Below are 23883 nucleotides of genomic sequence, written 5' to 3' on the forward strand. Positions count from 1 at the left end.
TCTCGAGGGTCGGGCGGGCGGTGGTGAGCCGATGATGCCAGCGCAGCCTCCGCGTCCGCTCGGCACGCGCCGGAGGAGCGCCCGATCACGATCCGGGTTCAGCCGCGGAGCAGACGCTCCTGCTCGGCCGCCCGCGCCTCGATCGCCAGATCGGGCTGGTCGGCGAAGACGCCGTCCACTCCCGAGCGGAGGATCATCGCGAACTCCTCCTGCCAGCCGCCGTACTCCGCCGGGTCCTTCCCGCGGCGGTGCACCTTCTCGAGGAATCGGTTCTCGGCGCGCAGCGTCCAGCAGTAGACCTCGAGCCCGGCCGCGTGGGCGTCCTCGACGAGCGGACCGGTCCCCGTCGCCCGGCCGGCCGCGTCCCGCGAGAAGAGCATGCTCTTGTCGACGCTGATCCCGTCGACGGCTCCGGCGAGGTTCCGCAGTCCCGCCGGCGTGGTGAAGGCGGAGTAGGGGGCCGCGGCGGCGCCGTGGGCGGCCACGAGGTCGGGCGGGGCGCCCCGCGACTCGAGCAGGTAGATCCGGCGGGTGCCGACTCCGCTCACCGCGAGCCGCTCCAGAACGGTCTTCTCGAAGCTCTCGATCGTGAGCCGCGGGTCGCGCGGACCCCAGCCCGCGGCGGCGAGCTCCTCGCGCAGCAGCACGTCCAGCGGCAGCCCGATCCCGGCGAAGTACGTCGCGTGCTTGATCTCGGCGACGAGCCCCGGCGGAGCGAGCGGATCGTCCTCCGCCGCCCGGTCCAGCAGCGCCAGCAGCTCGCTGAAGCGCAGCAGCGGGAACTGCCCGTCGAACGTGGCGCTGGAGCCGCGCACCGCCGGCAGCCGCTCGCGGGCCCGCAGCTCCGACAGCTCGTCCCAGGTGAAGTCCTCGGTGAACCAGCCGGTGATCTCGCGGCCGTCGATCCGCTTGGTGGTGCGGCGCCCAGCGAACTCCGGGCGCTTCTCGACGTCCGTCGTGCCGGAGATCTCGTTCTCGTGGCGGAGGACGAGCACGCCGTCGCGGGTCGCCACCAGATCGGGCTCGAGCGCATCGGCGCCCAGCGCGATCGCCAGCTCGTAGGCGGAGCGGGTGTGCTCCGGTCGGTAGCCGCTCGCTCCGCGGTGGCCGATGACGAGCGGTGACTGGCGCGCGGGCATGCCGCGATCCTACGGGCGGCTCTGCACGGCTCGCTGCGGAGTCGAGGTCCGCTCGAAGAGAACAGCCAGACTCTGAGAGGTGCTCTCAGATAAGGTGGTGTCCATCGTCGCAGTCCTCTCGGATCCGCGGCGCACCCCGCACCCACAGCGACTCAGATCCGCGAGTTCCCTCGGAGACCAGCGCACCTGAGAGAAGAGGAACCATGGCAAGCAACAATCCGGCCTTCGGACGCCCGGAGTTCAGCAACCGCGGCTACGCCGGCCGCGTGCAGGACCTCCCGGACGTCTCCCCCGGCACGCTCGACCAGATGTACTCCCGTACGGCCGCCGGCTCCGTCGAGACCGACCGGATGACCGTCGAGGACACCCTCGCCAAGACCGCCCTCGCCTTCGTCGTGCTCCTCGCGGGTGCGGCCGTCGGCTGGTTCGTCCCGGGCCTGATGCTCCCCGCCGTGCTCGTCGCGCTGGTGCTGGGCATCGTCAACGCCTTCAAGAAGCAGCCGTCGCCGGCCCTGATCCTCGGCTACGCCGCGACCCAGGGCATCGCGGTCGGTGCGATCTCGAAGTTCTTCGAGAGCGCGTACGCCGGAGCGGTCGTCCAGGCCCTCATGGCGACCGTCATCGTGATCGGCGTCACCCTGGCGCTGTTCATGAACGGCAAGATCCGCACCTCGCCGAAGCTCAACAAGATCTTCTTCATCGGCATGATCAGCTACGCGGTGTTCTCGCTGGTGAACCTGGGCCTCGGCCTCTTCGGCGTCGGCGGCGGCTTCGGTCTCCGCACCGGCTTCATCGGCATCGTGATCGGCCTCATCGCCGTCGCGCTCGCCACGTACTCGCTCGTGATGGACTTCGAGTTCATCCAGCAGGGCGTGCGCAACCGCCTCCCCCGCATCTACGGCTGGACCGGCGCCTACGGCATCCTGGTCACCGTCGTCTGGATGTACCTGGAGATCCTGCGCCTCGTCGCGATCTTCCGCGAGTAGCACGGCGCACCACGTCCGACGGGCGCTCGACCTCCGGGTCGGGCGCCCGTCGTCGTTCCCGGCCCCAGCGTCGTTCCCGGTGCACTGCCGGGAGCGCCTGGCACGATGGAGGGATGAGCGCCGCAGACTCCCGGATCGTCGGCCTCGACGTCGCACGCGGCCTGGCCGTCCTCGGCATGTTCGCCGCCCACCTCGCCCCGGTCGAGAGCGAGATGCTCTGGAACGGCCGCAGCTCCGTCCTCTTCGCCGTGCTGGCGGGAGTGTCGATCGGGCTGATGACGGGCGGCGCACAGCGCTCCTCGCGGCCCTGGCAGGACACTGGATCGATCCTGCTCCGCGGGCTGTACCTGCTCGTCATCGGCGTCGCCCTCACCCTGCTCGGGACGCCGATCGCGGTGATCCTGCCGCACTACGGGGTGATGTTCCTCGTCGCGGCGCTGCTGCTCTTCCTGCCGCGGGCGGTCCTCGCCCTGCTGGTCGCGGTCGCGGCGATCGCCGGGCCCCTCGCGGTCGACGCGCTGACGAGCGCCGGCGGCTCCTGGCTCTCGACCCTGTCGCCCGACGAGGCGCTCCTGGCCGCGCAGCCCCTCATCTGGCTCACCCAGTACTACCCGGTGCCGTCGTGGCTGGCGTACGTGGTGCTCGGCCTCCTGATCGCGCGCTGCGACATCCGGTCCGCGACCACCCAGCGCTGGATCGTCGTCGGCGGCGCCGTCTCGGCCGTGCTCGGCTACGGCGGCGGGCTGCTGCTCGGGGGTCCGGAGGCGGTGGAGGCGCACGCCAGCACCACTGCCGAGCTGCTCGGGGCGGGCGGGGTCGCCTGCGTCGTCCTCGGCGCGCTGACGGCTCTGCTGCAGCGGCTGCCGCTCCTGGCGCGGGCGGCGACTCCGATCGCGGCCGTCGGTGCGATGCCGCTGACGATCTACTCGCTGCAGCTCGTGGCGCTGGCGGTGTACCTGGTCCCGTACGAGCCGTTCGACTTCGAGGCGTGGCGCAGCTGGGCGCTGCTCGGCGTCTTCGTGGTCGGCTCGATCGTCGCCGCTCTCCTCTGGAGGCGGCTCGTGGGGCAGGGCCCGCTGGAGTGGCTGCTCGCGCGCGCGTCGCTGCGGCCTCGGGGTCCGCGCGCGGCGCTGGGTTAGGGTGGCCGGATGATCACGCGTCGCGAGGCCGCTCAGCGCCTCGACATCCCCCTCGAGATGGCGACGCGGCACGGCATCCCCACCCGTCTGTCGGAGGAGGAGCTCGCCGCCCTCGAGCAGGATCCGCCCGCCTGGCTCGTCCAGTCGCGCGCGAACCGCACCGGCAGGCGTCCCGTGTGGGTGACCCTCGACTGCGCCGTCTGCGGCCGCTCCGAGGCCGCCCGCCCGAAGAAGTGGTGGCCCGAGTTCACGTTCCTCGTCTGCGAGGACCACTCCCCCGCCTCCTGGCCGCACCACCCCGAGGGCCACCGCCGCGACGAGTACGACGGCATCGGCACCCGCTTCATCGGCGTGCTCGACACCCCCGCCTGACCCGCGCTCGCGCGCCTGCCGCCTGCACCTCGGCCCCCGGACCAGCGCCGACCCGCGTTCCCCGACCGCTCGGCAGGAGCTCGCTTCTCCGCCGGCACCCCAGGAACGTCCCCGCAGGACCTCGTCCCGCTGACCGCCACTCGGAACGCCTCGCCAGGCACCGGTCAACCCCGACCGATCCCCCGGCCGAACCGCGGCCACCCGTTCCCTGAACAGCCACCTGAGCTCGTTCCCTGACCTGCACCCGGGAACGGCCCCGCAGGGGCTCGTTCCCCACTACCTGCACCCAGGAACGGCCCCACAGGGGCTCGTTCCCCACTACCTGCACCCGGGAACGGCCCCGCAGGGGCTCGTTCCCCCACCCGCTCCCCTCAACAAGAAACGGCCCCCTTCGAAGGGAGCCGTTCCTGACGTTCCGCGGGTCTCCGCGCGGTCAGCTGCAAGGCGGAGAAGGGCGCGATACCGGAGGTATCGCAACCGCCGACAACGCCGCAGATGACCGTGCGGAGACCCGCGGAATCACTCCCACTCGATGGTGCCGGGGGGCTTGGACGTCACATCCAGCACCACCCGGTTCACGCCGCTCACCTCGTTGGTGATGCGGTTGGAGATTCTGGCGAGGAGGTCGTAGGGCAGGCGGGTCCAGTCGGCGGTCATCGCGTCTTCCGAGGAGACGGGGCGCAGGACGATGGGGTGGCCGTAGGTGCGGCCGTCGCCCTGGACTCCGACGGAGCGGACGTCGGCGAGGAGGACGACGGGGCACTGCCAGATCTCGGTGTCGAGGCCGGCGGCGGTGAGCTCGGCGCGGACGATGGCGTCGGCGTCCTGGAGGAGGTCGAGCCGCTCCTGGGTGACCTCGCCGACGATGCGGATGCCGAGGCCGGGTCCGGGGAAGGGCTGACGGCCGACGATGACCTCGGGCAGGCCGAGCTCGCGGCCGATCGCGCGGACCTCGTCCTTGAAGAGGGTGCGGAGCGGCTCGACGAGCGCGAACTGCAGGTCCTCGGGGAGTCCGCCCACGTTGTGGTGGGACTTGATGTTGGCGGTGCCGGTGCCGCCGCCGGATTCGACGACGTCGGGGTAGAGCGTGCCCTGGACGAGGAAGTCGATCGTCTCGCCCTCGCCCTGCGCTTCGAGCACGAGCGCTTCGGCGGCGGCCTCGAAGGTGCGGATGAACTCGCGGCCGATGATCTTGCGCTTCTGCTCCGGGTCGCTGACGCCGGCGAGCGCGTCGAGGAACTGCTCACGCGCGTCGACGGTGACCAGGCGGACGCCGGTCGCGGCGACGTAGTCCTCCTCGACCTGGCGGCGCTCGTCCTTGCGGAGGAGTCCGTGGTCGACGAAGACGCAGGTGAGCTGGTCGCCGATGGCACGGTGCACGATCGCAGCGGCGACGGCGGAGTCGACTCCGCCGGACAGGCCGCAGATGACGCGTCCGGTGCCGACCTGCTCGCGGATCACGGCGACCTGGTCGTCGATCACGTTGGAGGAGTTCCAGTCGGCCGGGATGCCCGCGGCGCGGTGGAGGAAGTTCTCGATGACGGCCTGGCCGTAGGCGGAGTGCTTGACCTCCGGGTGCCACTGCACGCCGTAGAGGCGGCGCTCGTCGTTGCCGAAGGCGGCGACCGGGGTGGAGCTCGTGGAGGCGAGGACCTCGAAGCCCTCGGGTGCCTGTGCGACCGAGTCGCCGTGACTCATCCACACCGTCTGGTCGGCGGGCTGCTCGCCGAGGAGCACGCCACCGTCGGTCGAGAGGGCGGCGTCCGTCGCTCCGTACTCGCGCAGCCCCGTGTTGGCGACCTCGCCGCCGAGCGTCTTCGCCATCACCTGGAAGCCGTAGCAGATGCCCAGGACCGGGACCCCGAGGTCGAAGATCGCGGGGTCGAGCTGCGGGGCGCCCTCCTCGTACACGCTGGAGGGGCCGCCCGAGAGGATGATGCCGACGGGCGACTTCGCGGCGATCTCGGCGGCCGTGGCGTTGGAGGGCACGATCTCGGAGTAGACGTTCGCCTCGCGGACCCGGCGGGCGATCAGCTGCGCGTACTGCGCGCCGAAGTCGACGACGAGGACGGGCTGCGCGGCCAGGTGCGGCTGGGGAGCGGTGGGCTGCTCGCTAATGGGGGGCCTCCACGGAGTCGGTCGGGGTCTTCGGGTCGGTGCCGGCGGCCCGGCGCTCGAGGTACTGCTCGACCTCGCGGGCGATGCGGGTCTCGACGAAGAAGGAGAGGGTGGGCACCACGCCGCCGAGCGCGATGAGCACGAAGCGCGTGAACGGCCAGCGCATGAGGCTCCACAGGCGGAAGTCGGCGAAGAGGTAGACGACGTAGAACCAGCCGTGCGCGATCAGGATGCCGGTGGACAGGTTCGCGCCGGTGCCGCTCGACGTGAACTCGCCTCCGGGCACCTCGTACATCGGGGCGAAGTGCAGGACGCCCTGCTGGCCGAAGGCGAACAGCTCGAGGTGGAAGACGTACTTGAGGAGCATCTCCGCGCAGAGCAGGAGCAGCATCACGCCGGTGATGATCGAGGTCACCCGGTAGAAGCGCAGCGCGCTCCGGATCGCAGGGAACTGCGCGGGCTTGGGCTCGAGGGGCATGACGACCAGTTTACGGTGCGGGGGCGGGGGCCTCGGCCCGGTCGCCCAGGTCGGCGCGGGCGCGCTCCTCGGCGTCGAGCGCCTCCTCGGCCTCGCGCTCCCACGCGTCCTTGACGAGGCGGAACCAGAGGTAGAGGGCGAAGCCGGCGAAGACGACCCACTCGATCGCGTAGAAGACGTTGAGCCAGTTCAGCGAGACGTCGCTCACGCGCGCCGGGGAGTCGATGGCCCCGAGTCCGGCGACCGGCTCGTCAACGACGACGTAGCCCTGGTAGACGTCCTGCGGCGGGTCCGGCCAGCGGTTGATCAGCGCGGGGACGGAGAGCGCGGTGAGGGTGGCGGGGTCCAGGCCGTCCGCCGGCGCCTCCGCCGCCTCGTTGGCCACGAGGCGGCCGGTGAAGGAGGAGGGCGCCTGCTCGCTCCCGCTGTTGAGCGCGTCCGCGACGGACTGCGCCTGCGCCTCGTCCTGCGTCCAGCCGTAGGCGAGCACCAGGTCGGCGTCGGCGGTGCGGGTGCGGGCGATGACCCACCAGCCCGGCTGCTCGCCGTTCAGGCGGCCGCCGAGGATCTCGGCACCGCCCGGCACGAAGACGGACGAGCCCTCCACGCGCTGTCCGTCAGCGGTCGCCGTGATCGAACGGGAGGGGGTCGCGACCTCGGCGAGCGGGAGCGTCGTCTCCGACACTCCGGAGTCGGGCGCGGCGGCTTCGACCGCGCGGCCGACCTGCCACTGCCCGAGCGCGGCGAAGAGCCCGGCGATCAGGAGTGCGAGCGCCAGCGCGGCGATCCAGCGCGGGCGCCGGGCCACCTGCCCGACCGTGCTCTGCGTCATTCGTCCCTCGTCCGCCCTCGATCCGTGCGGTGTCCCGCGGGCCGGATCGAGCCTAACCCGTGAGTGTGGGAGCTCCGTGGGATCAGTAGTCGGGCTCCCTCGGGCGGCGGGGCCGGGCGTCGTCGGCGCCGTCGGACTGCTGCATCGCCTGGTCGATGAGCGCCTGGCGCATCGGATCGGGGAACTCGTCGTCGAGCTCGTCCGGCTCCGCGGGGCGCCTCGGAGGAGTGGGAACCTCCTCCGCGGAGACGGCGGGCGCGGCCATCGCCGCCTCCACGAGCGCGAAGTCCTCCTCGTCCATGGCCGTGGCCGCTGCGGGTGCCGGGCGGTGCCGCCGCCGCGAGAGGAACGCGCCGATGCTCTCGGAGCGCGAGGCGAGGATCGGCCCGACGATCGCCATGATCAGCACGTAGAGGCCGGCGAAGGGCTGGATCCGCTCGTCGAGCCCCGCCGAGAGCGAGAGCGTCGCCAGGATGAGCGCGAACTCGCCGCGGTTGTGCAGGATGAACGCCGCGTTCAGGCCCGCGCGCGGTCCGAGCTTGTTGAGCCACGCGACGAACTGTCCCGCGCCGAGGTTCAGGACGATGGTCATCACCGCGGCGATCAGCACCGGGACCACGACGCTCGGGAACGCGCCGGGATCCAGTCCGAGACCGAAGTTGACGAAGAAGAAGGCTCCGAACACGTCGCGCAGCGGGATCGCGATGTGCTCGACCCTCGACCGGAACCGCGTCGCTCCGATGACCAGTCCGATCAGGAACGCGCCGATGGCGTCCGTCACTCCGAGGACCTCGCCGATGCCGCCGAACAGGATGGCGAGACCGAAGAACAGGATCGTGAACAGCTCGTCGTCGCGGGTGCGGAAGAAGCGGGAGACGACCTTCCCGCCCCAGCGGGCGATCGCGAACATCACCACGAGGAACGCGAACGCGATGACGAGCTTGAGCACCACCGGCCACGGCTCCGTCTCGCCCGAGAGCACGACGGACACGATCGCCAGGTAGACCGCGATGAAGATGTCCTCGACGACCGTGACGCCCAGGATCATCGGCGTCTCGGGGTTCGCCAGGCGCTTGAGCTCGATCAGCAGCTTGGTGACGATCGCGCTCGAGCTCGTCGCCGTGATGCCGGCGATGATCAGCGCCTCGCGGCTCCCCCAGCCCAGCGCGAAGCCGAAGCCGAGGCCGACGGCCATGTTGACCGCGATGTAGGAGCCGCCGGAGAGGATCAGGCGGCCGGCGTTCCCGAAGAACTCGTCCTGGTCGAACTCCAGGCCGAGGTTGAACAGCAGGAGTATCAGCCCGAAGACCGCGGTCAGCTCGATGTAGCTCGACTCGAAGTCGAGCGGGAAGAGGTGGAAGTTCGGGCTCGCGAGGAGCCCGACGACCATGTAGATCGGGATGGCCGGGAGCCCGATCGTCCTCCCCAGCCGGCCGAGGACGTAGGCGACGACGAACAGGACGCCGAGGACGATGAGGTCTTCGCCGTGGTGCATCCTCAGGCTCCGGGCGGGGCGTCGACCGTCTTGGCGAAGCTGCCGGTGCGGAAGAACGCGAACGCCTTGGCGACCTTCTCGGGGCTGCCGGCGACCACGAGGGTGTCGCCGGGGAAGACGCGGAAGTCAGGGGCCGGCGCCGGGTTGGCGGCGTCGCCCCGGACCACGGCGACGACGGTCAGCCCGACGATCCCTCGGTCGGCGGGCTTGCCGAGCTGCTGTCCGGCGATGTGGTCGTCGTAGTCGACGGTGAACCAGTCGATCGAGAGGCCCGGGATCTGGTCGAGCGCGGTCAGCGACTCCGTGATCTGCGTGCCGCCGAGCAGCTCGGCGAGGGTGTGCGCCTCGTCGTCGCTCAGGCGGAGGGACACCTTGGCGCCGTCCTGGTCGCCCTCGGCGAACGTGATCAGGTCGCTGTGGCCGGAGCGGTGGGCGATGACCCCGACCTTGCCGCCGTCGGCCGTCAGGAACGTGTGCAGAACGCCGACACCGGGCAGTTTGACCCTGCGGACCTCGACCATGCGTGCTCCCTCCGCGCCGTGCGGCGCTCCCACTCGGGACTTCCAGCTTAGGCGCGTGCGGAGCCCTCCTGCCGAGGGAACCCCGACCCGTCGAGGGATCCCGCGGTTCCCGGCCGGCTCGGCGGTCCTGCGTTCCCTCGCTGCCCACAGGTGGTGGGGGGAGTCTCCACAGGAGGAGCAGTGCGGGGAGCGGGCGGAGGGCGGGAGGGGAAGGTGGGCGGATGCGTGCAGTGGGGATCTGCAGAGACGAGGCGTGCGACCGGTCGGAGGAATCCGCGCGGCTGCGCCGCGGGATGCACGCGCGGACCGGAGAGTGGGCGGACGCCTCCGTAGACGAGCGGCAGCGGGAGCGGATCGACGCCATGGCGCGACCTGAACCGCGCCCTTCTTCCTCCGCGTGTCGGCGGCGGCGGTCCGGGGACTCCCCCTGGTCGAGCCGCTCGCGGAGACCCTGCATGTCGAGGGGCGACGGACCTGGGCAGCCGGACGTGGTACGGCGTCGCGGAGCGCGCGTCCGCCCCCACCCGCAATTATCGACGGACTCGCCGTCTCGGATCTGGCGCAGGCCGTCGTGGACCTGGACCGACACGGCGTCCTCCGGGACCGCTCGCCCGAGCACGTGCTTCTCGACGAGAAGCGCCGGGAGGACCGGATCCGCGCGTGGGTCCGCAGCGTCGTCCGCCGGGCTGGCGCGAGGCCTACGACGCCAGCCCCCTGATCGTCCGGCCGGCCCGGGCCGGCGTCCGCCGCGCCGAGGGACCCTCCGGCCGTCGAGGGCGCCCGCTGTTCCTGGCGGCCTCGACGGTCCGGGGATCCCTCGGTCGGTGAGCGTCAGCTCGGCTGGTACGGCGCGACGACGACCTCGACCCGCTGGAACTCCTTGAGGTCGGAGTAGCCGGTCGTCGCCATCGAGCGGCGCAGGGCGCCGATGAGGTTCGCCGTGCCGTCGGCGCCGGTGGCTGGGCCGTAGAGGACCTGCTCGAGGGTGCCGACGGTGCCGACCTCGACGCGGCGGCCGCGCGGCAGCTGCGGGTGGTGCGCCTCCGCGCCCCAGTGCCAGCCCCCGCCGGGAGCGTCGGTCGCGCGGGCCAGCGCCGAGCCGAGCATCACGGCGTCCGCGCCCACCGCCACGGCCTTCACGATGTCGCCGGAGGTGCCGAGGCCGCCGTCCGCGATGACGTGCACGTAGCGTCCGCCCGACTCGTCGAGGTAGTCGCGGCGAGCGCCGGCGACATCGGCGACCGCGGTCGCCATCGGAGCCTGGATGCCGAGCGTCGTGCGGGTGGTGGAGGCGGCACCGCCGCCGAACCCGACGAGGACGCCCGCGGCGCCCGTGCGCATGAGGTGCAGGGCCGCGGTGTAGGTGGAGGCGCCGCCGACGATGACGGGCACGTCGAGCTCGTAGATGAACTTCTTGAGGTTCAGCGGCTCGGTATCGCGCGAGACGTGCTCGGCCGAGACGGTCGTGCCGCGGATTACGAACACGTCGACCCCGGCGTCGACGACGGTCTGGTACAGCTCCGCGGTCCGCTGGGGCGACAGGGCCCCGGCGACGGTCACGCCCGCGGCGCGGATCTCGGCCAGGCGCGCGGTCACCAGCTCGGGGCGGATCGGAGCGGAGTAGATCTCCTGCATCCGCTGCGTCGCGGTCTCGGCCGGAAGCCGGCGGATCTCCTCGAGCAGCGGCTCCGGGTCCTCGTACCGCGTCCACAGACCCTCGAGGTCGAGGACGCCCAGCGCCCCGAGATGCCCGAGCCGGATCGCCGTCGCCGGCGACACCACCGAGTCCATCGGCGCGGCGAGGATCGGCGTCGCGAACTGGTACGCGTCGATCGACCACTTCACCGACACGACCTCGGGGTCGCGCGTCCGGCGGCTCGGGACGACGGCGATGTCGTCGAAGGCGTACGCGCGGCGGGCGCGCTTGGCGCGCCCGATCTCGATCTCCATGACGCTGAGTTTACTGTGGCTCGCTCCTCGCTCCGCTCGTCGCTCGCCCGCCGTCGGCCCGAGCGGGCGGTCGCGTTCCGCAGAGCGTCCTGCGTCCGCGCTACGCCGATCCGCTGGAACGCGGATCGCCGGTTACCGCTGAGCGGTGTCAGCTGTGGCTCGCTCCTCGCTCCGCTTGCCGCTCGCCGCTCGCCCGCGGTCGGCCCGAGCGGATGGTCGCGGTCCGCGGAGCGTCCCGCGTCCGCGCTACGCCGATCCGCTCGCACGCGGATCGCCGGTTACCGCTGTGCGGTGTCAGCCGTGGCTCGCTCCTCGCTCCGCTCGCCGCCCGCCCGCGGTCGGCCCGAGCGGGCGGTCGCGTTCCGCAGAGCGTCCTGCGTCCGCGCTACGCCGATCCGCTCGCACGCGGATCGCCGGTTACCGCTGAGCAGTGTCACCCCTGGCTCACGACCGCCCGCTCGCTGCTCGCCCGCGGTCGGCCCCAGCGGATGGTCGCGTTCCGAAGAGCGGGTCGCGTCCGCGCTACGACAATCCGCTGGAGAGCGGATCGCCTGCTACCGCTCCTACCGGGCTCCTCACTGGGCCGCGATCGACGCGAGCGGGTGCACACCACCAGCAGGTGAAGCCTGCGCGGCCGCCACCACGATTCGCTGCAACGCGGGAAGCCCGTCCCCACTCCGTCGCGCTCGCGCGCGGTGCACGACCACTCCCCCGCGACGGCACAGGCGGAAGCCTCCCCCCGCAGTCGCGGCGGCGCCCCGCGCCGCTCGCGCTGCGTCCCCCGCCCCTCAGCCGAGAATCGGTGCTCGTCTCCCGGAGGGAGGCGGCGGATCGGGATCGCGGCCCCTCCGGCGTGGTGGGCGTATGGGCCGCAGGCCCATCGGGCAGAGGGGCCGCGATCCCGATCCGCCGCCGGCCCCACCAGCCCCCCTCAGCGCCGGTAGTTCGGCGCCTCCACCACCATCTGCACATCGTGCGGGTGCGACTCCTTCAGCCCGGCCGCCGTGATGCGCACGAACTTCCCGCGCTCCTTCAGCTCGGGGATGGTGCGCGCTCCGACGTAGAACATCGACTGACGGAGCCCGCCGGCGAGCTGGTACGCCACGTTCGCGAGCGGGCCGCGATAGGGCACCTGGCCCTCGATGCCCTCGGCGATCAGCTTGTCGTCGGTGGGCACGTCGGACTGGAAGTAGCGGTCCTTCGAGTAGGAGGTCCGCTCGCCGCGGGTCTGCAGGGCGCCGAGGGAGCCCATCCCGCGGTAGGTCTTGAACTGCTTGCCGTTCTGGAACACGAGGTCGCCGGGGCTCTCCTCGCAGCCCGCGAGGAGCGAGCCGAGCATCACGGTGTCGGCGCCGGCGACGAGCGCCTTGGCGATGTCGCCGGAGTACTGGAGGCCGCCGTCGGCGATCACCGGCACGCCGGACTCGCGCGCGGCGAGGGACGCCTCGTAGACCGCGGTGACCTGCGGGACTCCGACGCCGGCGACGACGCGGGTGGTGCAGATCGAGCCGGGGCCGACGCCGACCTTGATGGCGTCGGCGCCCGCGTCGACGAGGGCCTGCGCCCCGGAGCGGGTCGCGACGTTGCCGCCGATGACGTCGACGCCGGCGAACGCGGAGTCGGACTTCAGGCGGCGGATGATGTCGAGCACGCCGGCGGAGTCGCCGTTGGCGGTGTCGACGACGATCACGTCGACGCCCGCGTCGAGCAGGGCGGTGGCGCGCTGCCAGGCGTCGCCGAAGAAGCCGATCGCGGCGCCGACCCGGAGGCGGCCCTCGTCGTCCTTCGTGGCGTTGGGGTACTGCTCCGACTTGTCGAAGTCCTTGACCGTGATGAGGCCGGCGAGCTTGCCCTGCGCGTCGACGAGCGGCAGCTTCTCGATCTTGTGCTGCGCGAAGAGGGCGATGACCTCGCTGTCGGGGATGCCGACGCGGCCCGTGATCAGGCCGGTGCTGGTCATCACGTCGCGGACGAGCGTGGTCGCCTTCTCGAACGGCGAGACGAAGCGCATGTCGCGGTTGGTGATGATGCCCACGAGCACGCCGGTGGAGTCGACGACGGGGAGGCCGCTGATCCGGTACTGGCCGCAGAGGTCGTCGACCTGGGCGACGGTGGCGTCCGGGGTGGTGGTGACGGGGTTCGAGACCATGCCCGACTCGCTCCGCTTCACCCGGTCGACCTGGTCGGCCTGGTCGGCGATCGAGAGGTTGCGGTGCAGGACGCCGAGGCCGCCCTGGCGGGCCATCGCGATCGCCATGCGCGCCTCGGTGACGGTGTCCATCGCCGCGGAGAGCAACGGGGTCGCCACGCTGATGCGCTTGGTGAGACGGGAGGCCGTGTCGGCCTCGCTCGGGATGACGTCGGTGTGCCCCGGGAGGAGCATGACGTCGTCGTAGGTGAGTCCGAGGAATCCGAAGGGATCCGGCTGGTCCATCAATGCCCCTTAGCAGGTCGAGTGCGGGAGCCCGGAGAGGACGGGAGGAGTCCGCTCACGAGCGCCACGGTTGTTCGATCTTAAGCGCCGTGAGGACCGCGGTATTCCTCGACGGCGCGGCCGCCGGGCCGCGGATGGGCGCTGGAGCGCTCTCCTCTCCCTCATAATGTCGTCACGCGTAAGTGCGGACGGTGAAACACCGCCGACACATGCGGAACGTATGGTCAACCAACGTTGTTTGACGACGGCGATTCGGGCGTGCCCGGAGACCCCATCCGTCTGTGCACCCTGACGAGAGGTAGACGTCTTGCTCACAGCCAGCCGTTCGATGCGCCGCCAGCGCTCGACGACCCTGCATCCGACGGACCGGGAGGCGCCCCGTGGATAGGAGACGCCCGAGGCTCCGAGACCGGCTCCTGGCCCTGGGTCTGCTCGCCGCGACCCTCACCGGGATCGCCGCGGCGGCCCCCGCCGCACTCGCCGCCACCACCGCCGACCAGTCGATCATCGCCTGGGTCCGCGTGCAGGGGACGAACGAGAACCTGACGGGGGTGACCGTCGAGATCGGCGGCGACGCCTCCGCGACCGTGACCACCGGCGAGGACGGCCGGGCCACGTTCCCCCTCGACGCCGCGGGCACCTACACGGTGACCGTCGACGAGGAGTCCCTGCCCGCCGACAAGGGCTACCCCGCCGCGGGTCAGAACCCGAAGCAGGTGAAGATCGTCGCCTCGCAGAACCAGATCGTCAACTTCATCGTCTCGACGGCCAACCCGAAGGGCTCCGGAGCGACCGTCCCGGTCCCGACGGACTCCGCGGCTCCGACGAGCCCCGCGACCGAGGGCACGACCGGCAACGACGCGACGAACCCCGACGGCACGTCCAATGCGGTGAACCAGCCGGTGTCGGCCGACACGTTCTGGATCATCTTCTGGCCGAAGGTCGTCACCGGCCTGATCTTCGGGCTCCTGATCGCCCTCGCGGCGATCGGCGCCTCGCTGATCTACGGCGTGACCGGCCTGAACAACTTCGCCCACGGCGAGCTGGTCACCTTCGGCGCGCTGATGGCATACCTCTTCTCCGGGGTCTTCGGACTCCCGGCGCTGCTGGCCATCCCGATCGCGGTGATCCTCGGCGGGGCCTTCGGCTTCGTCCAGGACGGACTGCTCTGGAAGCCGCTGCGGAAGAAGGGCATCCAGCTCATCCCGCTAATGATCGTGACGATCGGCCTCTCGCTGGCCCTGCGCTACGTGTTCGTCTTCTTCTTCGGAGCCGACCGCCTCTCGCTCCCCAACAGCACCGCTCCGTTCTTCACGGTGCCGGAGCTCGGGATCAGCCTGAAGTTCACCGACATCGTCGGCGCCGTCGTCGGCGTCGTCTGCATCGTCGCCGTGGCCTACGTCCTCACGAAGACGAAGATCGGCAAGGCGATGCGGGCGGTCTCGGACAACCGGGCCCTCGCCTCCGCCTCGGGCATCAACGTCGAGCGCGTCATCCGCGTCGTCTGGGTGATGTCGGGCGCTCTCGCCGCGCTGGCGGGCGTCTACATCGGCTACTACCAGTCGCTGCGCTGGGACACGGGAGCGTCGATCCTGCTGCTGATCTTCGCGGCGATCACGCTCGGCGGACTCGGCTCCGCCTACGGCGCGCTGGTCGGCTCGCTCATCATCGGACTGATGATGAACATCTCGACGATCTGGATCCCGGAGAACCTCAAGTACGTGGCTCCGCTCGTTCTCATGATCATCATCCTCCTGGTCAGGCCGCAGGGAATCCTGGGCCGCAAGGAACGGATCGGCTAGGACACCATGAACCTCAACTTCATCTGGCTGGCGATCGGGCAGATCGTCGATCCCACTGTCGCCGCGTACGCGCTGGCGACCATCGGCCTGGTCATCCACTTCGGATTCACGGGGCTGCTCAACTTCGGACAGGCCGGCTTCATGGCAGTGGGCGGCTACGCCTTCGCCATCACCTCGGTCAAGTTCGAATGGCCCGTCTGGGGCTCCTTCCTCGCGACGATCGTCGCGGCGACCGTCTTCGCGCTCATCCTGGGCATCCCGACGCTGCGGCTGCGGGCCGACTACCTCTCGATCGTCACGATCGCGGCGGCGGAGATCATCCGGCTCTCGGTCAAGACCCCCGAGTTCTCGGCGATCACCGGCGGCTCGGAGGGCATCAACGGCGCGGCGAAGGCGTTCAACGACCTCAACCCGCTCCCCGAGGGCCGCTGGGGCATCGGCGTCCTCACCTACAGCCAGGACCAGTGGTGGGTGCGGATCGTCGGCTGGGGCCTCGTGCTCCTGGCCTGCCTCCTGGTGTTCCTCCTGATGCGCAGCCCCTGGGGCCGCGTCATCAAGGGCATCCGCGAGGACGAGGACGCCGTGCGCTCGCTCGGCAAGAACGTCTTCTCGTACAAGATCCAGGCGCTCATCCTGGGCGGCGTGCTCGGAGGCCTCGCAGGAGCGCTGTTCATCCTCCCCCGCTCGCTCCAGCCCGACAACTACGGCACCCAGCTCACGTTCTTCCTCTACACGATCATGCTGCTGGGCGGCGCCGCGACGGTCTTCGGACCCGTCGTCGGCTCGATCATCTTCTGGGTCGTCCTCGGTCTGACCGACGGACTGCTCACGCTCGGGATCGACACCGGGGTCCTCAACAACGACCTCATCCGCCTCACCACCGTGCAGACCGGACCCATCCGGTTCATCGTGGTGGGGGTAGCCCTCATGCTCCTGGTGATCTTCAGACCCCAGGGGATCTTCGGCAAGAAGAAGGATCTGCACTTTGCCTAAGACGCCGGTCTCGGACATCACCGAGGAAGCAATCGTCCCCGGGGTCAGGAAGAAGGACCCCATCGTCGTCGCCGACAACGTCAGCCGCCGCTTCGGCGGCCTGACCGCGGTCGACGTCGAGCACCTCGAGATCCCCCGCGGATCCATCACCGCCCTGATCGGCCCGAACGGGGCCGGAAAGACCACGTTCTTCAACCTGCTGACGGGCTTCGACAAGCCCAACACCGGCAAGTGGAACTTCAAGGGCAAGAACCTCGCCAACGTCCCGGCCTACCGGGTGTCGCGGATGGGCATGGTGCGCACGTTCCAGCTCACCAAGGCGCTCGGCGGCATGACGGTGCTCGAGAACATGCTGCTCGGCGCGAAGGGGCAGAAGGGCGAGAACATCTTCACCTCGCTCATCCGCCCGCTGTGGTCGAAGGAGGAGGACTCGATCGAGCAGCGCGCGATCCGCCTGCTCGAGAAGTTCAAGCTGGACACCAAGCGGGACGACTACGCGTCGAGCCTGTCGGGCGGCCAGAAGAAGCTGCTCGAGATGGCGCGGGCGCTGATGTCGGAGCCCGAGCTCGTCATGCTCGACGAGCCGATGGCCGGGGTGAACCCGGCGCTGACGCAGTCGCTCCTGGGTCACATCGTGAACCTGAAGGACGAGGGCATGACCGTGCTCTTCGTCGAGCACGACATGCACATGGTCAACACGATCGCCGACTGGGTGATCGTGATGGCCGAGGGCAAGGTCGTCGCCGAGGGCCCGCCCTCGACCGTGATGAACGACCCGGCCGTCATCGACGCGTACCTGGGCGCGCACCACGACACCGACCTGGGCACGATCGAGGGCCAGCTCGAGATCGCCGAGGAGATGGACTCCGACCTCGTCCGCGAGGACGTGGAGCGGCAGGCGGAGCAGGCCGGCGTCCCGACGCCCGGCCACGACGCTCCGGCCGCCGGAACGGCGTCCCCGTCGGCCTCCGCGCCGACGAGCGTCGCCCCGACGACCGACGCCCCGGCCGTCGAATTCGAGAAGGACGAGAGATGACCGCCGACACGACGACTCCGAACACCCTCGAGACGCACGATCTGCACGCGGGCTACGTGCCGGGGGTCAACATCCTCAACGGCTCGAACGTCTACGTGAAGCGCGGCGAGCTCGTCGGGATCATCGGCCCGAACGGCGCCGGCAAGTCGACGCTGCTGAAGGCGATGTTCGGCCTGGTCAACATCCGCCAGGGCACCGTCCTGCTGAACGGCGAGGACATCACCGGCCTCAAGGCCGACAAGCTGGTGTCCAAGGGCGTGGGCTTCGTGCCGCAGAACAACAACGTCTTCCCGTCGCTCACCATCGAGGAGAACCTCGAGATGGGCATGTACCAGAAGCCGAAGCTGTACAAGGAGCGGCTCGAGTTCGTCACCGAGCTCTTCCCGGAGCTCAGCAAGCGGCTCAAGCAGCGCTCGGGGTCGCTCTCGGGCGGTGAGCGCCAGATGGTGGCGATGTCGCGGGCTCTGATGATGGACCCGTCGATGCTGCTGCTCGACGAGCCCAGCGCCGGCCTGTCCCCGATGCGGCAGGACGAGACCTTCGTCAACGTGCAGCGGATCAACCGCGCGGGCGTCTCGATCATGATCGTCGAGCAGAACGCGCGGCGGGCGCTGCAGATCTGCGACCGCGGCTACGTCCTCGACCAGGGCCGCGACGCCTACGAGGGCGCGGGCCGGGAGCTGATGAACGATCCGAAGGTCATCGAGCTCTACCTGGGCACGCTCGCGACGACCAACGAGGTCACCACGAGCACCCCGACCGTCGGCGGCTGACCCCCGCTGCGAAGGGCCCGTCGTCTCCGGACGGCGGGCCCTTCGTCGTTGCCGGGGCGCGGAGCGGGCGCGAGCGGGGCCGAGGGGCCGGTGCGGCTCCGGGGCGGAGGCGGGGCCGCTCGCCCAGGGCGCCGTGCCGCTCGGAGACCACTCGGAGCAGGGCGGGAAAGCTGTCGCAGTGCCCGTTCACGCGCCGGCAAGGGGTGCCGCAGAAGGGAGGCGGGGGGCCGCTCTCCCGGCGCGGACAGGCCTTCACCGGTCTCTCCGCGATGCCCGCCGAACCCCCGGGAAGTCGGCGGAACGGCGGGCCGGACCCTCGGTCTCCTGTCCGCGGGACGAGGGCAGGACAGCGAGAGTCTCTCCGCACCAGCGACACCCACGAGGGGGACAGGATATCGCCCTGCCTGCCGTAGTTTTGGGTACACGGGACAGCCCTGCAGGGGGACGTCCCGCTCCCCTCTCCCCCGGTAGGGACCGCGATCGGCCGCCGATCTCCTCCCCTCCCCGCAGCGCCTCGAGCGCCGCGTCGTCCGCCTCGAAGGAGCCGACCATGAAGAGATACACCCCCGCCCCTGTGGAACTCGGAGCCGGCTTCGGCACCGGTGCGATCGGCGACTACGAGCGCTGGCGCGTCGTCGGCGTCTACGCCCAGGTCGTCATCGCCGAGACCACCGGCGGCAAGCGCCGCAACTACAGCCGTTCCTTCGTCACGTACCGCCTGGCGCAGGAGGCGGAGCTGCTCCGCGCCTCCTAGGCCCTCCGCACTCCACGAGCGCGCGTCCTCCCACTGGAGGGCGCGCGCTTCTGCGTTCCCGCTCGACGTCGTCGCTCCCGCCCGCGGTTCGGCAGGGCGCCCCCTCGAGGCCGGGAGAGGCGCTCGGAGGCGCGTACAGGCCGTCAGAGCCGCTCCTCCTCCCGGGTGACTCCTCGACGCCACGCCGGGCCCTGGACGCCGCGGAGCCGTCCGCCCGCACCCGACAGCGGCCACCCTCCCGGACGACCGCCGCGCCTCGCTGCGTCCGCACGACCGGCGCGTCTCCTGCTCTCCGCTCCGGGAACGGCGGAGGGGCCCGGTCCGAAGACCGAGCCCCTCAGGGATGCGGCAGGAGCCGCGTCACCGCGTCGTCAGTTCAGCGAACCCTCGACGGTCTCCTCGAAGGAGGTGGTGTTGCCCGTGCCGTACTTGTAGATCGAGACCGAGGCCTCGCTGGTGTCGCCGTTCTCGTCGAACGAGATCGGGCCGGAGAGGCCGTCGTAGTCGACGTCCTCGCCGTCGGCGATGAAATTCGCGCAGTCGGCGAAGGTCGTGCACTTGGTGCCGCCCTCCGAGACCGACATGAGGTTGTCGCGGATGGTCGCACCGTCCGTCGCCTTGCCCTGGAGCGCGGCGAGAGCGGTCAGGACCGTGGCGTCGTACGACTCCGGCGCGTAGCTGAACACGGTCAGCGCGTCGTTGCCCTGCGACTCGACGAGCGACTGCAGCTTGCCCTGGAAGTCCTCGGACGCCTGGACGCCCGGGTTGGTGAACTGGGCGCCGGCGATGTCGACGTTGGTGTCGGACTCGCCGATGACGCCGTAGTTGCCGTCCGTGCCGTAGAGCTTCGAGAAGTCGAAGCCCTTGGCCGAGAGCTGCTCCGCGATGGTCTTGATCTCGTCGAACGAGATGACGACCAGCGCGTCGGGGTTCGGGGCGAGGACCGAGGTCAGCGCCGAGTTGAAGTCGGTCGAGGCCGGCTCGAAGATCTCCTCGGCCGCGACGGATGCTCCGCCCGCCTCGAGGGTCTCCTTGATGTTCTTCTCGAGGCCGGTGCCGTACGCGTCGTTCATGTACAGGATCGAGACGTTGGTCTTGCCGTCGCCGAGGATCTTGTTGCCGAGGATTCGGCCCTGGAGCACGTCCGAGGGAGCGGTGCGCCAGTAGTAGCCGTCGTCGTCGTAGGTCGTGAAGTCCGGCGAGGTGTTGGCCGGCGAGATCTGGACGACGCCCGCCTGGGTCACCTGGTCGATGAAGGTCTTCGAGACGCCCGAGGACGCCGCGCCGATGATGGCGGAGACGTTGTCGGCGATGAGGGACGTGGCCGACTGCGTCGCGATGTCGGTCGTGGTGTCGCCCGAGTCCTTCTGCTCCACGTCGATCGTGATGCCGGCCTTGGCGTCGTTGATGTCGACGACCGCCTGGTCGACGCCCGCGATCTCGGGCGGGCCGAGGACGGCGAGGGTGCCGGTCTGCGGGAGGATCGTGCCGATCTTGAGGGACAGGTCGCCCGAGCCGCTGTCGCCGCTCGATCCGCTGTCGCCGCCGCCGGCGCAGCCGGCGAGGACGAGAGCGCTGGCGCCCAGAATGGCGACGCCGCCGAGGGTTGCCCGGAGGGACCGCGCGCGGGCCGAGCCGGCCTTCGCGTAAACGCCCATGTTGCTCCTTGAGAGGTGTGTGTCAGTGGGAGCGGCGCCGGTGGCAACCGCTCGGCCAACCTAACCTTCGAAGCAGCCGTGAACAATACAGGGGTGTTACCAATACGTTTCGCGACCGGATCGTTACCATTCCGCTGTCGCGCCGCGCCAGGACGACGCGTTCCGCAGATCAGACGGAGGATCGGCGCCGTCTGCGCTCCGCGGCGACGAGGTCGCCTGAGAAGATCGCCAGGGCGGCCCACACCAGCGCGAAGCCGATCCAGCGCTCGAGCGGCATCTCCTCGTGCAGGACGAAGGCCCCGACGAGGAACTGCAGGAACGGCGTCAGGTACTGCACGAAGCCGACGATCGACAGCGGGAGGCGCCGGGCGGCGCCCGCGAACAGGAGCAGCGGGACGGCCGTGACGATCCCGGCCGAGGCGAGGATGAGGGCGTGCCCCGTCCCCTCCGTCGTCAGGGTCAGCCCCACCGTGGAGCCGACGACCGCCAGCTGCACCACGGCGAGCGGCGTCAGCCAGAGCGTCTCGAGCGTCAGCCCGCCGACCGCGTCCACCGTGCCGCCGACGCGGCTCTTCACCAGGCCGTAGAGGCCGAACGAGAAGGCGAGGGCGAGCGAGATCCACGGGAAGGATCCGTAGCCCACCGCGATGACCAGCACCGCGACCGCGCTGACGCCCATCGCGGCCCACTGCAGGGGCCGGAGGCGCTCGCGCAGCACCAGGACGCCCAGCAGCACCGTGACCAGCGGGTTCATGAAGTAGCCCAGGGCCGCCTCGATGACGTGGCCCGTGGTCGTGGCGATCACGTAGACCTGCCAGTTGACGTAGATGAGCACGCCCGCGATCGCCATCACGCCGAGCAGGCGGGGGCGGCGCAGCAGCGCGCCGAAGGAGCGCCAGCCGCGGAGGACCGTGAGCAGGATCACGCAGAAGACGAGCGAGAAGAGCACCCGGAACGCGACGATCTCGAACGGCGAGGCCGGCGCCATCGCGATGAAGTAGAGGGGCATCGCACCCCAGAGCAGGTAGGCCGAGAACGCGAACAGCAGCCCCGTGCCGGACATCCCGCCCGGGCGTCCCGCCGCTCCGAGCGCCTCCACTCCTTCGCCGACGGGCACGTCCGAAGGGGACGGCGAGACGGCCTCGGCAGGGGTGCGGGAGCTGGTCACTCCCCCGATGCTACGCAGGCGCGGGGTGGGAGGACGGCCCCGCAGCGGGCGGATCAGGCCACTGGTCGCGAGGAGGACCGGGAACGACGGAAGGGCCCGCCGACCGAGGTCGACGGGCCCTTCCGAGGGATGCTGCCTAGCGGACGACGACCGCGAGGACGTCGCGAGCGGAGAGGACCAGCAGGTCCTCGCCACCGAACTTGACCTCGGTTCCGCCGTACTTGGAGTAGATCACCTTGTCGCCGACGGCGACGTCGAGCGGCACGCGGTTGCCGTTGTCGTCGATGCGACCGGGTCCGACGGCGACGACCTCGCCCTCCTGCGGCTTCTCCTTGGCGGTATCGGGGATGACGAGACCGGAAGCGGTCACCTGCTCCGCCTCGACCTGCTTGATGACGATGCGATCTTCGAGCGGCTTGATGGACACCGACACGGTTGACCTCTTTCTTGACGACGATGTGGGCGGAACGCGGTTCTGGCACACACGCTCCGAGAGTGCTAGATCCATCGTAGGGGCTCCGCTGGCACTCGTGCAATCAGAGTGCCAAGCGGGGCGGCGGACCCGCCGGGAGGCCGTGGCCTACCATGGCCGGATGCGACGCGACGAGCTGGTCGAGCTCCTCTCCCCCGAGGGCCTCCGGCTCCTCGACTCCCTCGACGGCTACCGGTCCGACGACCTGGTGCGGGCCGTGGCACGCCTCCGGGCCGCCGGCCACTCCCCCGTCCTCGTCGCCGCGGTGCTCACCCAGGCGAGGCTCCGGCAGAAGGCGGAGGCGAAGTTCGGCGAGTTCGCCCGCTCGATGCTCTTCACGGACGCGGGACTCGAGCAGGCGACGCGGCTGCGCGTCGCCGCCCTGCACGCCGGCCGGTTCGCTGCGGCGGGAGCGGCGCGCGTCGCCGACCTCGGCAGCGGGATCGGCGGCGACGCCCTCGCGATGGCCGCGATCGACCTGGCGGTCACCGCCGTCGAGGCCGACGAGGTCACCGCGACCCTGGCCAGCTTCAACCTCGCCCCGTTCCCCGCGGCGAGCGCCGTGCACTCGACGGGCGAGGGCTTCGACCTCGACGGCTTCGACGCCGTCTACCTGGACCCGGCACGCCGCACGGCCGGCCACCGCGAGACCCGCCGGCTCGACGATCCGGACGACTACTCCCCCTCCCTCGACTTCGCGTTCGGCCTGGCCGAGCACCGTCCCGTGGGCGTGAAGGTGGGTCCCGGCTTCGACCGCGAGCGCCTGCCGCGGGACGCCGAGGCGCAGTGGGTCTCGGTCGACGGGGAGCTGGTCGAGACCGGGATCTGGTTCGGTTCTCTGGCGCGCCCGGGCGTGCGCCGCTCCGCTCTGCTGCTCGGCGCGGCCGGCTCCTCCGAGCTCACCGCGGCGGGCGACAGCGAGGACGAGGAGGTCGGCCCCCTCGGCGCGTTCGTGCACGAGCCGGACGGTTCCGCGATCCGCGCGCGCCTCCTGGGCGAGCTCGCGCGCTCCAGCGACTCGCGGATGCTCTCGCCCGGCATCGCCTACCTGACCGGCGACCATGCGGCCGCCTCGCCCTTCCTCCGCAGCTTCCGAGTCCTCGCCGAGCTGCCGCTGGACGAGCGCACGCTGGCGAAAGAGCTGCGCACCCGCGGCATCGGCGTGCTCGAGATCAAGAAGCGCGGGGTGGACGTCGACCCCGCCCGCTTCCGCAAGCGGCTGGGCCTCTCCGGCACCGGCAGCGCGGTGCTGATCCTGACGCGGATCGCCGGGCGCCACCGCGCGCTGCTCGCGGAGCGCGTCGAGCGGCCCGCGCCGGCTCAGTAGCCGGAGGTGCCGGCGGCGAGGGCGACCACGACGAAGACGAGGAAGACCGCCAGGTAGATCAGCGAGACGGCGATGCCGGCGAACCCGGTGATGATCGCGGTCAGCGCGAAGCCGCGCGCGGCCGGCTCGCGCCGGCGTCCGAGGAAGCCGAGCACGACGGCCGGAGCCGACAGCAGGAAGCCGAAACCGGCGGCGAAGAGCGTGATGACCAGGCCGACGATGCCGAGGATCATCCCGACGAGGCTCAGCGTGCGGGGGACGACGGGCGCCGGAGCGGCCGCGTAGGCGGCGGGGTGGCCGGGCGCGGAGGAGTAGGCGGGCGCCGAGGGGTACGCGGGCGGCGGCGGCGACCCGTAGGCCGGCGGTGCGGAGTCGGTGAGCGGCACCGACGGCTGCGACGCGGCCGCCCGCGTACCCCTCGGCGCCCGCCTACTCC

Annotated in this window: 20 protein-coding genes and 1 pseudogene; 9 read left to right on the top strand and 12 right to left on the bottom strand. The window is 71.0% G+C overall.

Features of this window, described 5'->3' with window-relative positions:
* Window positions 1-98 precede the first annotated feature (98 nt).
* Complete coding sequence (locus tag C5C46_RS15150; RefSeq protein WP_104227301.1) at window positions 99-1139, bottom strand: glycerophosphodiester phosphodiesterase family protein; 1041 nt, start codon at window positions 1137-1139, stop codon at window positions 99-101.
* A 203-nt stretch (window positions 1140-1342) separates the two neighbouring features.
* On the opposite strand from C5C46_RS15150, the gene C5C46_RS15155 reads away from it, so the two are divergent.
* The 3 genes from C5C46_RS15155 to C5C46_RS15165 all read left to right on the top strand — a co-directional run bounded on the left by C5C46_RS15155 (window position 1343) and on the right by C5C46_RS15165 (window position 3636).
* The gene (locus C5C46_RS15155) at window positions 1343-2125 is read left to right on the top strand and encodes a Bax inhibitor-1/YccA family protein (protein WP_104227302.1); all 783 of its coding nucleotides are present in this window, start codon (window positions 1343-1345) and stop codon (window positions 2123-2125) included.
* A gap of 113 nt (window positions 2126-2238) precedes the next feature.
* Window positions 2239-3264, top strand: coding sequence for a DUF418 domain-containing protein (locus C5C46_RS15160; protein WP_104227303.1), 1026 nt, complete (start codon window positions 2239-2241; stop codon window positions 3262-3264).
* Between the two features lie 9 nt (window positions 3265-3273).
* Window positions 3274-3636, top strand: a complete 363-nt coding sequence (locus tag C5C46_RS15165) for a DUF5997 family protein (protein WP_104224739.1) — start codon at window positions 3274-3276, stop codon at window positions 3634-3636.
* Window positions 3637-4155: 519 nt separating this feature from the next.
* Here the strand turns inward: C5C46_RS15165 and guaA are convergent.
* The 7 genes from guaA to guaB all read right to left on the bottom strand — a co-directional run bounded on the left by guaA (window position 4156) and on the right by guaB (window position 13464).
* Entirely contained in the window at window positions 4156-5721 is a 1566-nt protein-coding gene (gene guaA / locus C5C46_RS15170; protein ID WP_104227304.1) for a glutamine-hydrolyzing GMP synthase, read from the bottom strand.
* A 28-nt stretch (window positions 5722-5749) separates the two neighbouring features.
* Entirely contained in the window at window positions 5750-6232 is a 483-nt protein-coding gene (locus tag C5C46_RS15175; protein ID WP_104227305.1) for a DUF3817 domain-containing protein, read from the bottom strand.
* A gap of 10 nt (window positions 6233-6242) precedes the next feature.
* On the bottom strand, window positions 6243-7064 hold the full coding sequence (locus C5C46_RS15180; RefSeq protein WP_104227306.1) for an SURF1 family cytochrome oxidase biogenesis protein: 822 nt from the start codon (window positions 7062-7064) through the stop codon (window positions 6243-6245).
* An 82-nt stretch (window positions 7065-7146) separates the two neighbouring features.
* On the bottom strand, window positions 7147-8559 hold the full coding sequence (locus C5C46_RS15185) for a cation:proton antiporter (protein WP_104227307.1): 1413 nt from the start codon (window positions 8557-8559) through the stop codon (window positions 7147-7149).
* A 2-nt stretch (window positions 8560-8561) separates the two neighbouring features.
* Window positions 8562-9080 carry a cation:proton antiporter regulatory subunit gene (locus tag C5C46_RS15190; RefSeq protein WP_068256939.1) on the bottom strand — a complete coding sequence of 173 codons (519 nt, stop codon included), beginning with the start codon at window positions 9078-9080 and terminating at the stop codon, window positions 8562-8564.
* 831 nt (window positions 9081-9911) lie between these two features.
* Window positions 9912-11030 carry a GuaB3 family IMP dehydrogenase-related protein gene (locus tag C5C46_RS15195; RefSeq protein WP_104224734.1) on the bottom strand — a complete coding sequence of 373 codons (1119 nt, stop codon included), beginning with the start codon at window positions 11028-11030 and terminating at the stop codon, window positions 9912-9914.
* Between the two features lie 931 nt (window positions 11031-11961).
* Window positions 11962-13464, bottom strand: coding sequence for an IMP dehydrogenase (gene guaB / locus C5C46_RS15200; RefSeq protein ID WP_104224733.1), 1503 nt, complete (start codon window positions 13462-13464; stop codon window positions 11962-11964).
* Window positions 13465-13844: 380 nt separating this feature from the next.
* On the opposite strand from guaB, the gene C5C46_RS15205 reads away from it, so the two are divergent.
* The 5 genes from C5C46_RS15205 (at window position 13845) to C5C46_RS15225 (ending at window position 18822) form a co-directional block, all read left to right on the top strand.
* Window positions 13845-15266: a branched-chain amino acid ABC transporter permease gene (locus C5C46_RS15205; protein ID WP_104224732.1), complete on the top strand. Its 1422-nt coding sequence runs from the start codon at window positions 13845-13847 to the stop codon at window positions 15264-15266.
* Window positions 15267-15272: 6 nt separating this feature from the next.
* Window positions 15273-16259, top strand: a complete 987-nt coding sequence (locus tag C5C46_RS15210; RefSeq protein ID WP_104224731.1) for a branched-chain amino acid ABC transporter permease — start codon at window positions 15273-15275, stop codon at window positions 16257-16259.
* Complete coding sequence (locus C5C46_RS15215) at window positions 16252-17295, top strand: ABC transporter ATP-binding protein (RefSeq protein ID WP_104224730.1); 1044 nt, start codon at window positions 16252-16254, stop codon at window positions 17293-17295. Before C5C46_RS15210 ends, C5C46_RS15215 begins: the two co-directional genes overlap by 8 nt.
* Window positions 17292-18068, top strand: a complete 777-nt coding sequence (locus C5C46_RS15220) for an ABC transporter ATP-binding protein (RefSeq protein WP_104224729.1) — start codon at window positions 17292-17294, stop codon at window positions 18066-18068. Before C5C46_RS15215 ends, C5C46_RS15220 begins: the two co-directional genes overlap by 4 nt.
* Before the next feature lie 550 nt (window positions 18069-18618).
* Window positions 18619-18822 carry a hypothetical protein gene (locus tag C5C46_RS15225; RefSeq protein ID WP_146076626.1) on the top strand — a complete coding sequence of 68 codons (204 nt, stop codon included), beginning with the start codon at window positions 18619-18621 and terminating at the stop codon, window positions 18820-18822.
* Window positions 18823-19193: 371 nt separating this feature from the next.
* On the opposite strand, the gene C5C46_RS15230 is transcribed toward C5C46_RS15225, so the two are convergent.
* The 3 genes from C5C46_RS15230 to groES form a co-directional block, all read right to left on the bottom strand.
* Window positions 19194-20480 carry an ABC transporter substrate-binding protein gene (locus tag C5C46_RS15230; RefSeq protein ID WP_104227308.1) on the bottom strand — a complete coding sequence of 429 codons (1287 nt, stop codon included), beginning with the start codon at window positions 20478-20480 and terminating at the stop codon, window positions 19194-19196.
* A gap of 169 nt (window positions 20481-20649) precedes the next feature.
* Entirely contained in the window at window positions 20650-21543 is an 894-nt protein-coding gene (rarD, locus tag C5C46_RS15235; RefSeq protein WP_104224726.1) for an EamA family transporter RarD, read from the bottom strand.
* Window positions 21544-21784: 241 nt separating this feature from the next.
* Window positions 21785-22081 carry a co-chaperone GroES gene (groES, locus tag C5C46_RS15240; RefSeq protein WP_097167691.1) on the bottom strand — a complete coding sequence of 99 codons (297 nt, stop codon included), beginning with the start codon at window positions 22079-22081 and terminating at the stop codon, window positions 21785-21787.
* A gap of 160 nt (window positions 22082-22241) precedes the next feature.
* Between groES and C5C46_RS15245 the strand changes: the two genes are divergently transcribed.
* Window positions 22242-23447, top strand: coding sequence for an SAM-dependent methyltransferase (locus C5C46_RS15245; RefSeq protein WP_104227309.1), 1206 nt, complete (start codon window positions 22242-22244; stop codon window positions 23445-23447).
* Here the strand turns inward: C5C46_RS15245 and C5C46_RS15250 are convergent.
* Window positions 23441-23883, bottom strand: a pseudogene (locus tag C5C46_RS15250) (DUF4190 domain-containing protein); the annotation flags it as partial. The gene C5C46_RS15245 and the pseudogene C5C46_RS15250 overlap by 7 nt on opposite strands.

Source organism: Rathayibacter sp. AY1E6 (assembly GCF_002931115.1).
Lineage (GTDB): Bacteria > Actinomycetota > Actinomycetes > Actinomycetales > Microbacteriaceae > Rathayibacter.